The organism is Vibrio sp. Vb0598 (assembly GCF_033338935.1).
In the GTDB taxonomy this organism is placed as follows: domain Bacteria; phylum Pseudomonadota; class Gammaproteobacteria; order Enterobacterales; family Vibrionaceae; genus Vibrio; species Vibrio alginolyticus.
In genome coordinates this window covers 21,517-35,647 of the sequence record NZ_JAWOTP010000015.1, presented here as the reverse complement: position 1 = coordinate 35,647, position 14,131 = coordinate 21,517, and the positions used below count along the sequence as shown (strand labels likewise).

The 14,131-nt window shown below is 47.1% G+C and carries 11 protein-coding genes; 7 read left to right on the top strand and 4 right to left on the bottom strand.

Annotation, left to right across the window (positions count from 1 at the left end):
• Positions 1-71: 71 nt before the first annotated feature.
• A complete protein-coding gene (locus R7Q38_RS15455; RefSeq protein ID WP_042522603.1) occupies positions 72-797 on the bottom strand; it encodes an amidophosphoribosyltransferase in 726 nt (241 codons plus the stop codon).
• An 84-nt stretch (positions 798-881) separates the two neighbouring features.
• Here R7Q38_RS15455 and bioH point away from each other — a divergent pair, with 84 nt between their 5' ends.
• Both bioH and R7Q38_RS15445 read left to right on the top strand, forming a co-directional pair.
• Positions 882-1,649: a pimeloyl-ACP methyl ester esterase BioH gene (bioH, locus tag R7Q38_RS15450; protein ID WP_005384724.1), complete on the top strand. Its 768-nt coding sequence runs from the start codon at positions 882-884 to the stop codon at positions 1,647-1,649.
• A 124-nt stretch (positions 1,650-1,773) separates the two neighbouring features.
• On the top strand, positions 1,774-2,238 hold the full coding sequence (locus R7Q38_RS15445) for a hypothetical protein (RefSeq protein WP_005379316.1): 465 nt from the start codon (positions 1,774-1,776) through the stop codon (positions 2,236-2,238).
• A 104-nt stretch (positions 2,239-2,342) separates the two neighbouring features.
• Here the strand turns inward: R7Q38_RS15445 and R7Q38_RS15440 are convergent, their stop codons facing one another.
• Complete coding sequence (locus R7Q38_RS15440; RefSeq protein WP_005379317.1) at positions 2,343-4,664, bottom strand: Tex family protein; 2,322 nt, start codon at positions 4,662-4,664, stop codon at positions 2,343-2,345.
• A 229-nt stretch (positions 4,665-4,893) separates the two neighbouring features.
• Here R7Q38_RS15440 and R7Q38_RS15435 point away from each other — a divergent pair, with 229 nt between their 5' ends.
• The 5 genes from R7Q38_RS15435 to envZ all read left to right on the top strand — a co-directional run bounded on the left by R7Q38_RS15435 (position 4,894) and on the right by envZ (position 10,128).
• The gene (locus R7Q38_RS15435; RefSeq protein WP_005384728.1) at positions 4,894-6,774 is read left to right on the top strand and encodes an ATP-dependent zinc protease; all 1,881 of its coding nucleotides are present in this window, start codon (positions 4,894-4,896) and stop codon (positions 6,772-6,774) included.
• A gap of 117 nt (positions 6,775-6,891) precedes the next feature.
• Complete coding sequence (gene greB, locus R7Q38_RS15430) at positions 6,892-7,383, top strand: transcription elongation factor GreB (RefSeq protein WP_005379321.1); 492 nt, start codon at positions 6,892-6,894, stop codon at positions 7,381-7,383.
• A 105-nt stretch (positions 7,384-7,488) separates the two neighbouring features.
• Entirely contained in the window at positions 7,489-7,884 is a 396-nt protein-coding gene (locus R7Q38_RS15425; RefSeq protein ID WP_017635004.1) for a DUF1090 domain-containing protein, read from the top strand.
• Between the two features lie 129 nt (positions 7,885-8,013).
• The gene (ompR, locus tag R7Q38_RS15420) at positions 8,014-8,733 is read left to right on the top strand and encodes a two-component system response regulator OmpR (RefSeq protein ID WP_005379333.1); all 720 of its coding nucleotides are present in this window, start codon (positions 8,014-8,016) and stop codon (positions 8,731-8,733) included.
• A gap of 102 nt (positions 8,734-8,835) precedes the next feature.
• Positions 8,836-10,128 (top strand): two-component system sensor histidine kinase EnvZ, encoded by a 1,293-nt coding sequence (envZ, locus tag R7Q38_RS15415; protein ID WP_017820700.1) that lies wholly within the window; start codon positions 8,836-8,838, stop codon positions 10,126-10,128.
• A 72-nt stretch (positions 10,129-10,200) separates the two neighbouring features.
• Here envZ and R7Q38_RS15410 read toward each other — a convergent pair whose 3' ends face one another.
• Both R7Q38_RS15410 and recG read right to left on the bottom strand, forming a co-directional pair.
• Positions 10,201-11,589: a uracil-xanthine permease family protein gene (locus R7Q38_RS15410; RefSeq protein WP_239938430.1), complete on the bottom strand. Its 1,389-nt coding sequence runs from the start codon at positions 11,587-11,589 to the stop codon at positions 10,201-10,203.
• 227 nt (positions 11,590-11,816) lie between these two features.
• Positions 11,817-13,898: an ATP-dependent DNA helicase RecG gene (gene recG, locus R7Q38_RS15405; protein ID WP_239938429.1), complete on the bottom strand. Its 2,082-nt coding sequence runs from the start codon at positions 13,896-13,898 to the stop codon at positions 11,817-11,819.
• Positions 13,899-14,131: the final 233 nt, after the last annotated feature.

The window sequence follows — 14,131 nt, the reverse complement described above, 5'->3', positions numbered from 1 at the left end:
TTACTGCTGCTATTCTACTCTTGTTGACGTATGGGTCTAGTCTTTTTGATGCTAAGGCATGGCGAAGCGATCTAGAGAGAACGAGGAGCAGGTGTTCTGCAGATGCAGTAAATATCGATGCTTTCTACGCCAACTTCAAGTAGTAAATGACATAATTGTCGGACGGTACTGCCTGTGGTGACTACATCATCGACGATGGCAACATGGGAAGAGTGAGGTTGCTTATTGAGAATAAACGCGCCTTTTAAGTTTTGTTCACGGCTTGTTTTGGTATTACCACGCTGTGATTGGGCGAGCTTTACTCGACGAAAGACCTTCGCATCAAAATTAGTCTGCAATTGCTTGGCGAGGTGTCGGGCTAAAACATCACTTTGATTAAAACCCCGGCGCAGGTAACGCTGCCAGTGCAATGGCACACTGGTAATGATTGGAGCTGGCGTGGTGATGCGCTGTGCCAGTTGCTCGGTTAATGCTTTTACATGCCAAGACTCTCCGTGATCTTTAAAGCGTTGTACTTCCCGTGAAAGGGGAAAGTCGTAATCGCCTAACGTGTATAGCCTTTGCCATGGCGGTGGCTTTGAAAGACATTCACCACAAATACTATCCGTACTCATTTCTTCTTTCTGTAATGATAAACCGCAGCGTTGACATCGTTTTACCGGAGTTAGGTATTTTAAACAGTGCTCGCACCAGCGCAGAGTATTTGTGTGGCTTGGTGTTTGAATAGGGAACCGACACAGGCCGCATTGACTGCTCAATACGCGATGCATGATGTTTTGCCAGTGATGAGATAACATAGCGTTTATTCATGGTGATATTTTACTCAGCCTAACGCTTGGCTGAAGCCGTAGGGAATAAAATAAGTGGGAGAGATTGAGAGCATGAGCACGAAATTACACTGGCAGTCATTTGGTCAGGGACCAGATTTGGTGTTACTGCATGGTTGGGGCATGAATGGTGCGGTATGGCAGCAGACAGTCGAGTCTCTTCAACCTTATTTCCGAGTTCATGTGGTTGACCTTCCGGGGTACGGACATAGCGCCGAATCTCATGCCGAAGATTTAGACCATATTGCTAACTTGGTGGTGCAAGGTGCGCCAGAGAAAGCGATTTGGCTTGGTTGGTCCCTCGGAGGTTTAGTGGCGACGCATGTGGCGTTAAATATGCCCGAGCGTGTGGCTAAGTTGATTACGGTTGCCAGCTCACCTAAATTTGCCGCAGAAAAACCGTGGCGTGGCATTCAACCGAATGTACTGAGTGCGTTCACCTCTCAGTTGCTAGAAGATTTCTCACTGACCATTGAGCGCTTTATGGCGTTGCAAGCGATGGGCAGCCCATCAGCGCGTAAAGACGTTAAACAGCTCAAGCAAGCGGTACTATCGCGCCCTCAGCCAAACCCTGAATCGCTGTTGGTTGGGCTAAACATCCTTGCTGATGTGGATCTGCGCGATGCGTTGACGTCTCTTTCTGTTCCAATGTTGCGTCTTTATGGCCGTTTAGATGGGTTGGTGCCAATTAAAGTAGCTAACGATTTAAGTGAACAGTTGCCTCATACCCAGCAGTTTGTTTTTAATCAGTCCTCTCATGCGCCTTTTATCACCGAACATGACGAATTTTGTGTTCAAATCCGAGAGTTTGCTCACGATTGAGCAAGTACGAGCGGAAATACCTCAAGTTGTTTAAAAAGTGGTCGATATAAAGGCTGGTGAGGTTTTATTAGCCAATAAAGCTAAGCCATATTGACGAGTTGGGCGACTCTGAGGAGGGTTCGCAATGATTGTGTCACCGACCAACGTAAGTGTGCCACTGATCGCCCCATCCGTGAATGTGCAGACGGAACAAGCAGCTCGCGACAATAAAGTCCGAGAGCCTGTAACGCCAACGGTCGCATTGGCCAAAACCAATGCAGAGCGAAAAGTAAAAGGTGACGACAAGCGCCGACGTCAGTCTTCTTGGGATCCTTCAGAGCATCCTGATTATGATATGGAAACGGAAGTCGACACGCGTTATCAAGAAGAGCCGGAAGATACACTAGAACGGCTTTTTAGTTTGCTTGCGCTCAAATCGTATAGTGAAGACCAGGGGAAAGGCTACGCGATCCGCTTTCGCTTACCAAAGCGCATTTTGGATGCTGCGATCAATGAAGGATTAATGGAAAAGCGCAGGAAGGTGATCAAGTTTCATTATGGTCATGCAGTCGCTCCCCATACCCCGTCAGAAGTGATAGCAGTATTATGACGACTCAATATCCTACTCAAACAAAAACGCTCCAAGCAGGTTGACTGATTGGAGCGTTTTCTTTTTAGTTATGAAAGCTCGTTAGCGGTGAAGCCTAGGTAAGGTTACTTTTTCGCTTTAGCAAACGCTGCAGCAAACGCACCGCCCATCGCGCTGTTCGATGACGAATCATCACGGCGAGGCTGACGACGCTGCGGTTGGTCATTACGACGTGGCGCTGCTGATGAGCGTTGGCTGCGGTTGTCTTGACCCGGTTCGTCGTTCATACGCATCGATAGACCAATACGCTTACGCTGCACGTCAACTTCCATCACTTTCACTTTGACTATGTCGCCCGCTTTCACCACTTCACGTGGGTCAGACACATAACGATCTGTCAGTGCAGAAATATGCACAAGACCATCTTGGTGAACGCCGATATCAACGAAGGCACCGAAGTTGGCTACGTTAGACACCACGCCTTCTAGAATCATGCCCGGTTCCAAGTCAGATACCGAGTTTACACCTTCTGCAAAGGTCGCCGTTTTGAATTCTGGACGTGGGTCACGACCCGGCTTGTCTAACTCTTTGATGATGTCTGTAATGGTTGGAACGCCGAAGTTATCGTCGGTGTAATCGACCGCATGCAGACCTTTAAGGAAGCTTGAATCACCAATCAGTGCTTTGATATCTTTGTTGTTCTTCTCAGAAATCGCTTTGACCACTGGGTACGCTTCTGGGTGAACCGCAGACGCATCAAGTGGGTTCTTACCATCCATAATACGCAGGAAGCCCGCACACTGCTCGAACGCCTTAGGACCTAAACGAGGTACTTTCTTCAAGGTTGTACGTGCTTCGAAGCGGCCGTTCTCATCGCGGAAGTCGACAATGTTCTGCGCGATGGTGCTTGATAAGCCTGCTACGCGCGTCAGTAGCGCCGCAGAAGCAGTGTTCACATCAACACCAACCGCGTTTACACAGTCTTCCACAATCGCATCTAGGCGTTTTGCCAACATAGATTGGCTTACATCGTGCTGGTATTGACCCACACCAATAGATTTAGGATCAATTTTCACGAGTTCAGCCAATGGATCTTGCAAACGACGTGCAATCGACACTGCACCACGCAGTGATACGTCCATATTCGGGAACTCTTTTGCTGCAAGCTCAGACGCTGAGTAAACCGATGCACCCGCTTCACTTACGATGATCTTCTGAACTTTCAGGTTGCCACGTTTGATGACGTCTGCGACAAAGCTGTCGGTTTCACGTGAAGCCGTACCGTTACCAATCGCAATCAAATCCACGTTGTACTTACGCACCAACTGCTCAACGATTTGTGCTGACTTGTCGTATTGTTTTTGTGGTGGGTGAGGGTAGATGGTTTCGGTTGCAAGCACTTTACCTGTTGAGTCGACAACCGCGATTTTTGAACCTGTACGCAGACCCGGATCTAGACCAAGTGTTGCACGAGGGCCAGCCGGTGCTGCCATCAACAAGTCTTTTAGGTTAGTGGCGAATACTTCAATCGCTTCGATTTCAGCGCGCTCTTTCATTGCGCCCATTAGCTCGGTTTCCATGTGCATTGATACTTTGATGCGCCATGCCCAGCTGATCACTTGCTTACGCCAGGTATCCGCCGGTGCGCTGCTTAGCGTCACGCCATAATGGTCGGCGATAATCGTTTCGCAGTAAGACTGACGAGCGCCTTCTTCCTGTTCTGGATCAGCATTCATTGCCAATGTCAGGAAGCCTTCGTTACGGCCGCGTAGCATCGCCAGTGCGCGGTGCGATGGCACTTTGCTTAGGGGCTCGTTGTGGTTGAAGTAATCTTTAAACTTCTCGCCTTCTTGCTCTTTGCCTTCAACGACTCGTGAGACCAGTTCCGCATTGCGATTTAAGTGGTTGCGAATTTTTTCCAGTAAGTTTGCGTCTTCTGCGATGCGCTCCATGATGATCGCGCGAGCGCCATCCAATGCAGCTTTGGTGTCTGCGATGCCTTTGTCTGCATCAAGGTATTTGCTTGCTTCGCTTTCTGGCTCGGTTTGTGGATGATTCCAAAGCTGATCTGCGAGTGGTTCAAGACCAGCTTCAATCGCGATCTGACCTTTCGTACGACGCTTTGGTTTGTAAGGTAGGTATAAGTCTTCAAGACGAGTTTTGCTGTCTGCCTGCGCGATCTCTTGTTCTAGCTCTGGCGTCAGTTTGCCTTGCTCTTGGATTGATTTGAGGATGGTTTGACGGCGATCATCCATTTCACGAAGGTAAGACAGACGGCTGTCCAAAGTACGCAGTTGGGTATCATCAAGGCCCCCCGTCACCTCTTTGCGGTAACGTGCAATAAAAGGGACAGTGTTGCCATCATCAATTAGGGTGACAGCGGCGTTGACTTGCTCTGGGCGAACATTCAGTTCTTGAGCAATCATGCGACAGATAGCTTGGCTCATCCGTGTTTTCTCTTTTAATTCGGTTTTGGTTGTATAGAACATTGGGGTCATTCGAAGAATTTGCAATGTTTTAAATTAACGAGGCAAAAATTTACCGGGCGCTGGTGGACATCAGTCAGATTTATGTCAAAACTGTAATTAAATTGAGAACTTATATCCGCAGTTATCGACTAACCTAATTCCACGGTTGTTGATATTACTAAATGTACCTCGGCTTATACGGATAATCATGATGAAAAAAATGTCTTTGGCGTTAGCGCTTACGAGTGCCTTACTTGCCGCCCCGCTTAGTTGGGCGCAGTCTATCTCAGGAACCACACAAGCTCCCGTTTATCAGCTCGATAACAAATTGGTACTAGGGCGTGTGGAGAGCGTCTACTACAGTGACATTCCGGAACTAAAAGCGGTGCCATTTATTGGCAAGATTGATACTGGTGCAGATACGACATCGATGCATGCGGAGAATATCCATGTCAGTAGCTCACACCCAGATTACCAAGATTTGAAAGATAACGAGTTACTTTGGGCGATTGTCGATGACTTAGGTGGTACGAAGGCAAAGTGGGACGCCGACAGTTTTAAGCCATATCAAGTAAAGGTTAGCTTTACGGTTCCTCACCCTTATACAGGGAAGGAAATACAGATTACCGATGATCTGGAAAGAGTGAGCGCGATTCGCAGCCGAACAAGCAAAAAGCCCATCCTACGCCCGACAATAAAAATGCCGATGACAATCGCTGGTCACACCGTTGATACAGAAGTGAACCTGACCAAGCGTACGCAATTCTCTTCTCCTATCTTGATTGGTAAAACCTATCTCGATGATAACGCATGGGTCTTCGCTGGTTACGATTACCTTCAAGAACAGCCAAGCGCAAAAATGATTGGCAAAAAAGAGACGGTTGAAGTCGAAGGTGTGCCATATAAGATCAGCATCTCAACTTCTAGCCGTTATACCAACGTCCATGCACTGGACATCAAGGTAGACAAAAAGCATAACGAAGTCTCTTTTATGTTAGAGGGCGAGAATGGCAAGCGTCACCCAATGACATTACCCTTGGTACGAATGCTGAAAACGACCAAAAGCGAGCGTCCTTTAGTCTATTTACCCGTCAAAGTCGGCGAAAATGAAACTCAACGTTGGTTGGTGTATCTGCGTGATCGCAGTAAGTTCAGTTCGCAAATTCGCTTAGGTCGGGACGTTGCGAGTCAGCACTTTGTTATTGATACGGACAGAGAAAATCTATTGGGTGGCGTAGAAAAAACGTTCAAAAGCGCACTCAAATCAAAACCTCTTGTCGTTTCACCAGAAGAACAGGTCACCATTGATGGTTATACCGTCCCTGCTTACCCCACTTTTACTGTGAAAACGCCATTACTGCGTGTAAATGGGTTTGAAGTAACAGAAAAAGGTAAGGATGAGTCCGTCACGTTTTATTTAATGAACGATGAGGGGAAAGAAGAAAAAATCACCAAACCAGTGTTGAAAAAGCTCAAGGTTGGCAGCGCGGTGCGCCCTGTTGTTGAAGGAGACTTTCTTCTCGGTAGGAAAGACACATCAATGAAGTTTGCGCTCGATGTGCTTGATGAGGGTGACACTCAACCCTTTTTCGTCTTTGGTCATGACATAGCCAAGGGTGGTGTGTTGCTGAACACTCGCGCAGACCATCTACTAGATGCAAGGCCACTTTTCAAAGCTGGCCACATCGAAGTGGCGGAAGTTGAGGGGATGTCTTTCCCTGTGAAGTTAGACACGGGTGCAGATGTAAGCTCAATCAATGCTAAGAACATCAAGCAGTTTAAGAAAGACGGCAAAGACATGGTGAGCTTTACCTATGAGAACGATCTTGGCATGAAACAGGCGTTTACTAAGCCTGTTGTTGATGTCATGCGTATTAAAGCGAAGAAAGGTGAGAAAGCGAACGTACGCCCTGTGGTTGAAATGCATGTTAAGCTTGGCGAATTAGAGAAGAAGATCCGAGTCAACTTACAGGACCGAGGTCGCTTCCATTACAGCATGATTTTAGGTAAAAACTTCCTAAAACATGGCGCGGTTGTTTCGAGTGATACGAATTACATCGTGACGCAAAAACCGGATTACGAAAAGTAACACTCTGGCCGCCTTATCACCTTGATACCCAAAGCCTGAACAACATTGGATCTTTGGGTATATCATCTCCTTAATGCTGCCAAAGAGCAGCATTTTTTAGTTGAGATAGGAGTTAATTTGAAAACTAAGCTGATTACACGAGAAGGTTACAACAAACTCAAACAAGAGCATGATTACCTTTGGAATGAAAAGCGTCCGGAAATCACCAAGATCGTCACTTGGGCTGCGAGCCTGGGCGATCGCTCAGAAAATGCGGATTACACCTTCAATAAACGTTTACTCCGTCAGATCGACCGTCGTGTCCGCTTCCTTCGTAAATTCCTGCCAGAAGTCACGATCGTTGACTATTCTCCGCAACAAGAAGGCAAAGTCTTTTTTGGTGCATGGGTGGAAATAGAAAATGAGGCAGGAGAAGTGAAAAAGTTTCGTATTGTCGGGCCTGAAGAGATTTATGGCGATGCGAAAGACTACATCTCTATCGATTCACCTATGGCGCGAGCGATGTTGAAAAAACAAGTGGATGAAGAGTTCACGGTACGCACCCCAGAAGGTGAAAAAGAGTGGTTCATCAACTCAATTGAATACACTCAACCGGCCTCGGAAGACTGAGGCTTTATCACCGATTCAAGTCTCATGAAGTTCACTAGAAGTGACTTGGGTCTCAACGTCAGAATATTTGGTATAAAGGCATGGTGCCTTTCTCGGAGAAGTAAAATGAACAAAGCAGTCATGTGTAGTGCTGCACTAACAATAGGTTTCTCACTTTCAGTTTTTGCTCAAGATGAAGTGAAAGGCTGTGACGCTAAAGAGTTAGCGGTAGAGCAGCAGCTTGAGTATGCAAAAGCGCAAGGTAATGAGCATCGCATTAAAGGCTTGGAGCAAGCACTTTCCGCTATCCAGAATGAATGCTCGGAAGGTGAGCTGCGCCAAGAGCTGCAAGCAGAAGTGGAAGAAAAGACTAAAGAAGTTGAGGAGCGAGAGGAAGAATTAGTCGAAGCTCAGCATTCAGGGAAAGCAGACAAAATTGAGAAAAAACGTCACAAGCTGGCTGAGGCACAGCAAGAGCTGCTTGAGGCCAAACGTGAACTGGAATGGAATTATGGTCAATAGTAGGTGCTGAAAATACCTGCTAGAGAGAGAATAAAGCGCTTAAGATAAAAAGAGTAACAATTTGCTTGAGCACGTTAGGAAAAACAGTGATACATTTTCGACAATAGACGCTTCTGAAAGGATGTTTCAATGCAAGAAAATCATAAAATTTTAGTGGTTGATGACGATGCTCGTTTACGTGCTCTATTGGAGCGTTACCTTTCTGAGCAAGGTTTTCAGGTACGAAGTGTCGCCAATGGCGAACAGATGGATCGCCTACTAACGCGCGAAAACTTTCACTTAATGGTGCTGGACCTAATGTTGCCAGGTGAAGACGGTTTGTCAATTTGTCGTCGTCTACGCCACGCGAACAATATGTTGCCAATCTTAATGCTCACCGCGAAAGGTGATGAAGTGGACCGCATCGTAGGTCTTGAGGTAGGGGCGGATGATTATTTGCCAAAACCGTTTAACCCACGCGAATTATTGGCTCGCATCAAGGCCGTATTACGACGCCAAACCGTAGAGTTGCCGGGTGCACCAAGCACGGAAGAAAAAGTGGTGGAGTTCGGGGAATTCCGGCTCAATCTAGGCACTCGCGAGATGTTCCGCGGTGATGAGGCAATGCCACTCACCTCTGGAGAGTTTGCTGTTCTAAAGGCGCTCGTGATGAATGCACGTGAGCCAATGTCACGAGACAAATTGATGAACATGGCGCGTGGCCGTGAATATTCTGCAATGGAACGTTCTATTGACGTACAAATCTCACGTTTACGTCGCATGTTAGAAGACGATCCGAGCAAGCCGCGCTACATTCAAACCGTGTGGGGCCTAGGTTATGTTTTCGTCCCAGACGGCAAAGAGGTGTAATCTCTTCACTCCATAGCCAACACTTGGCTATAGCAACTTCAGCCTTCATTTCCTTCCTTTTGAAGGCTGAAATTTCGCGGTTAGGACCACTAGGAACGTTCCATGCGCATCCGAAGTTCATTGACACAATCTATTCTGCTGTTCATCTCTTTGCTTCTCGCGAGCCAAGTTTTCTCTTACTACGCCGTTTTTAACTACGCGTTGATGCCGAGTTTGCAGCAGTTCAATAAAATTCTCGCCCATGAGCTCAATTTGGTGCTTGATGATGAAGGACCTTTAAAGTCTGATGCACCGTTAAGGCGTCAATTGTTAGAAAGATTAGGGGTGACGGTTCATAGTCTCGACAGCGATAAGGCGATTGAATTTCATCACGCAATGTCGATTGATTTGATGTCTGAAGAAATGAGCCAAGAGCTGGGTTCGCCTACAGAAGTACGCTTATTGCTTGGCGATGAAAGTTACATTTTGTGGATGCACATCGAAAAATTGCCGAACTCCATCATTCGTATTCCGTTATCTGAGCTGCAAGAAGAAGATTTTGCACCGCTGTTTCGTAACAGCTTGATTATGGCGCTGCTGATCATTGCTGGTGGTTGGTTGTTTATTCGTTTGCAAAACCGTCCACTTTTGGCTTTAGAGAGAGCCGCGAAAGACGTCGGTCGAGGTGAGATCCCGCCCCCCTTAGCAGAGAAAGGCGCATCGGAGATTCGCTCTGTAACTCGAGCCTTTAATCAAATGTCGAAAGGTATTCAAGAGCTAGAAGAAGACCGAGCCTTATTAATGGCGGGGATTAGCCATGACTTACGAACGCCTCTGACGCGTATTCGCCTAGCGACAGAAATGATGTCTCCTGAGGACAGCTATCTTGCGGAGGGGATCATTAGCGATACGGAAGAATGTAATGAGATCATCAGTCAGTTTATGGATTACCTCAAACCGGTGAACCAAGAATCGTTTGAAGCGGTTGATATCAGTACGATTGCCAGTGACGTCGCCAGTTCTGAAGGTGGTTATGAGGTTGAAATTGAAACAGATCTTAATCTTAACTTGCCGCCAGCCAAAGGAAGCGCGATTGCGATTAAGCGGGCGATCAGTAATTTAGTTGTGAATGCGCTACGTTATGGCAATGGCTGGGTCAAAATCAGCACTGGTGTGACAGCAGATAAGCAGCTAGTGTGGATTTCAGTAGAGGACAATGGACCGGGTATCGAGCATTCTCAAATCGCAAGGTTATTTGAACCCTTTACGCGTGGTGACACAGCTCGCGGTAGTGAAGGCACTGGGCTCGGGTTGGCGATTGTGAAGCGTATAATCAGCCAGCATTCAGGTTCTGTGGTGATGCGTAATCGCAGTGAAGGCGGTTTAATCGCTCAAATCAGCTTTCCTACCAAGTAAGTCGATGGCCCGCACCCTTTAAAACAAAAAGCCCAACCTAAATAGGTTGGGCTTTTCTTATTCTCAATAATCTTAAGACTCTTTCACTTCCTGAGGAAGTTCATCTTCGTCTTCCAGTTTCTCTGGCAGAAGTAGATTTAAAATGATCGCTGTGATGCCACCAGCTGCAACACCAGTTGAGAAAATACTCTTAATAAATTCTGGCATAAATTGCAGGATCTCTGGTTTTTGTGCGATACCAAGTCCCATTGAGAAGGATAAGGCCATGATCAGAATTGCGCGGCGATCGAGCTCAACACGAGAGATAATACGCACACCAGCGGCAGCAATCGTACCAAACATGACAATCGTTGCGCCGCCAAGTACTGGCTCAGGAATCAGCTGAACAAAGCTAGCGACGCCAGGAAACAAGCCAAGAATCACTAACATGCCAGAAATAAAGTAACCCACGTAGCGGCTCGCGACTCCTGTTAGCATGATGATGCCGTTATTCTGGCTAAACGTTGAGTTCGGGAAGCTGTTGAAAACGGCTGCGATTGCAGAGTTTAAGCCGTCTGCTAACACACCGCCCTTAATGCGTTTCATGTACACTGGGCCTTTTACTGGCTCACCAGACACTTCAGATGTTGCGGTAATATCACCGATGGCTTCTAGTGCGGTAATAAAGAAAATCAGTACCAGCGGAATGAACAGAGACCAGTCAAACGATAAGCCATATTGCATTGGTACGGGCAGTGCTACGATCTCGGTTGCGCCTAGCTGAGAAGTATCTACCATCCCCATAAAATACGCCATGATGTAGCCCACTAGCATCGCAATCACGATTGAAGCCACACGGATGTATGGGTTTTTCGAGCGGTTTAAAATCACAATTAATCCAAGTACCGTCCCAGCCAGAGCAAGTTTGTCTAAGCTGCCGAAGGTTCCTTCATTTAATGCTGCGTAGCCACCGCCCATTGATACTAAGCCGACTTGAATCAGTGTGAGACCGATAAGAGTGACGACGATGCCTGAAACAAGCGGAGTGATGATTCGGCGGGCATGCTCCAACACGCGAGATAGAAAAATTTCTGCAAATGATGCGACTAAAATCGTACCAAAAATGGCAGCCATCATGGTACTGATGTCTGCTCCACCGGCTTTCAGCGATAGGCCTGCACCAATAATAGGACCTAAAAAGTTAAAGCTGGTGCCTTGAACAGAGAGCAAACCAGAGCCAATTGGGCCAACGGTGCGAATTTGAATAAACGAAGACACGCCTGACGCAAACAAAGACATGCTGATGATGGTATTCGTTTGGTCTGCTGGTACACCCAAAGACTGACAGATGATCAGTGACGGAGTGATAACCGCGACGAACATCGCGAATAAGTGCTGAAGTGCGGCAAAAATGGTTTGAGGCAAAGGTGGTCGATCGTTGAGTTGATAGACCAGTTCCGAAGATCGGTTTGAAGTTGTCATTGTTTGTCTCGCTAGTCGCAATATTTCCCTAGTTCTCGCTGAATGGGAGAGCAGGGTGGAGTTGACGTCGTTACCTGTGATTGCTGTTAATCAGAGTCAACTCAGGTTGGTGGAGTGTGATCTAACACACTTAAAAATTTGTGCGCGATTATAGAGAGATTTACTCAAAAAGCAAACGTTTGCTTTTGGCGTATTAAAAAACGAGCCATTTGGCTCGCTTTCAATCGTTACGCTTTGGAGTAAATATCCCGCTCACCCAACCAGCGATCGATAATCGCTGTTGCGTTAGTCGGGTAATTGTCATGAATATGACGCGCAATACGCTGAACTTCGGGAATCAGGCGTTGATCTCGAACTAAGTCTGCGATTTTGAAATCAGCAAGACCTGTCTGCTTTGTACCCAATAGTTCTCCAGGGCCGCGAATTTCTAGGTCTTTCTGCGCAATGACGAAGCCATCGTTACTTTCACGTAGTACTCCGAGACGTTTTTGCGCGGTTTTTGACAGCGGAGAGTGGTACAGCAGCACACAATGGCTAGCAACGGAACCTCGGCCCACGCGACCTCTTAACTGGTGTAATTGTGCCAAACCAAGACGTTCAGGGTTTTCTATGATCATCAAGCTAGAGTTTGGCACATCCACACCAACTTCAATCACTGTCGTTGCGACCAGCAAATGCAGTTTATTGTCTTTGAAATCTTGCATCACCGCTTGTTTCTCTGCCGGCTTCATTCGTCCGTGCACTAGACCAACTTTTACGTCCGGCAGTTTACGTTGAAGCTCTTCTGCGGTATCTGCCGCGGCTTGCGCTTCTAATACTTCCGACTCATCAATCAGGGTACAAACCCAATATGCCTGCTTGCCTTCGTTTAAGCAGGCATTTCGGACACGTTCGACGATATCATTGCGTTTGGTGTCTGGAATCGCGACAGTCTGGATTGGTGTTCGACCTGGTGGTAGCTCGTCAATCACGGAAGTTTCCAGATCGGCGTAAGCGGTCATGGCTAAGGTGCGAGGAATAGGCGTCGCCGTCATGATCAACTGATGTGGATAGGCGCCTTGTTTTGCGCCTTTTTCACGCAATTCTAATCGCTGATGGACACCGAAGCGGTGCTGTTCATCAATGATGACCAAAGCAAGGTGATGAAATTCAACGTGCTCTTGGAATAGCGCGTGAGTACCCACTACCATTTGTGCTTCACCACTGGCAATACGAGCCAACTCGGCTTCCTTTGCCTTACCTTTGAGTTTGCCCGCTAACCAACCGACTTGAATGCCCATTGTTTCAAACCAGTTTGCGAAGTTGATAGCGTGTTGCTCGGCCAATAGTTCGGTTGGCGCCATGAGTGCCACCTGATGGCCATGCTCAATGGCTCTAACAGCGGCCAAAGCGGCAACCAATGTTTTCCCCGAACCAACATCGCCTTGCACTAATCGCATCATTGGGTGCGGTTTTTCTAGATCGGCTTCAATCTCTTGTACTACTCGGGTTTGAGCGTTTGTAGGAGAGAAAGGCAGTTGGGCTAAAAGCTGCGTTTTTAGTTTATGACAAGGACCGAGAGGTAGCGCTGAATCCTTCTGACCTTTGCTACGCACCGCCAGCATCGATAAGTTTTGTGCGAGCAATTCTTCCATGATCAAGCGGATTTGGGCAGGATGTTTGCCTTCGTCAAACTCATCTAAATTAATGGTTGGTGGTGGGCGATGAATGGTGTGCAGCGCTTGCGACATCGTGATTTGATGGTCATACAACCCCGCTGGAAGTAATTCCTGCACTGCGGTTTTATCAAGCAGGGCTAAAGCTTGTTCGGTAAGGTTGCGTAATGTGATTTGGCGTAAACCATCGGTGGTGGGATAAACAGGGGTTAAGCTCTGTTCTACATCGGGCTTTTGCTCGCTGACGTAAAACTTGTAGTCAGGATGAACAATTTCCAAACCCATGCCACCGCGCTTAATTTCACCGTAAGCATGTACTAACTTACCTTGCGTGAAATTGTTCTTCATGGCTGCGGTAAAGTTGAAAAAGCGCAGCGTGATAGTGCCATTACCGTCGCTGATTTTTACCGTTAGCATTTTGCGCTTACCGAAGATGGTGTCGACTGCCATGACCTTACCTTGCACTGCCGCCCAAAGGCCAGCATGCAGTTTGGCAATAGGGTAAATACGAGTACGATCTTCGTAGCGTAACGGAAGGTGAAACAGCAAATCTTGAACGCTATGTAAGCCAACTTTGGCGAGTTTTTCTGCGACTTTCGCGCCAACTCCAGAAAGGGAGGTTAATGGGACGGCAGATAACATTTGGGCGGACATAGAGGGCTCAAGAAAATGGTTAACATAGCAGTATGTTAACCATGGAGCTGTGTTTTTGTACAGGAAAAAATAGTCATGCTTTAGTTAGTGTCATGATTTGACTGATAACCTATCATTCCGAGGAGCTTTAGCGACATCAGGATTCTATTTCCAACAAGTATGTCGCTGAAGTTAACACTATCAGCATCTGTATATTTGAGAATTAGATCCTGAACCACGCTCCTTCGCCGCCG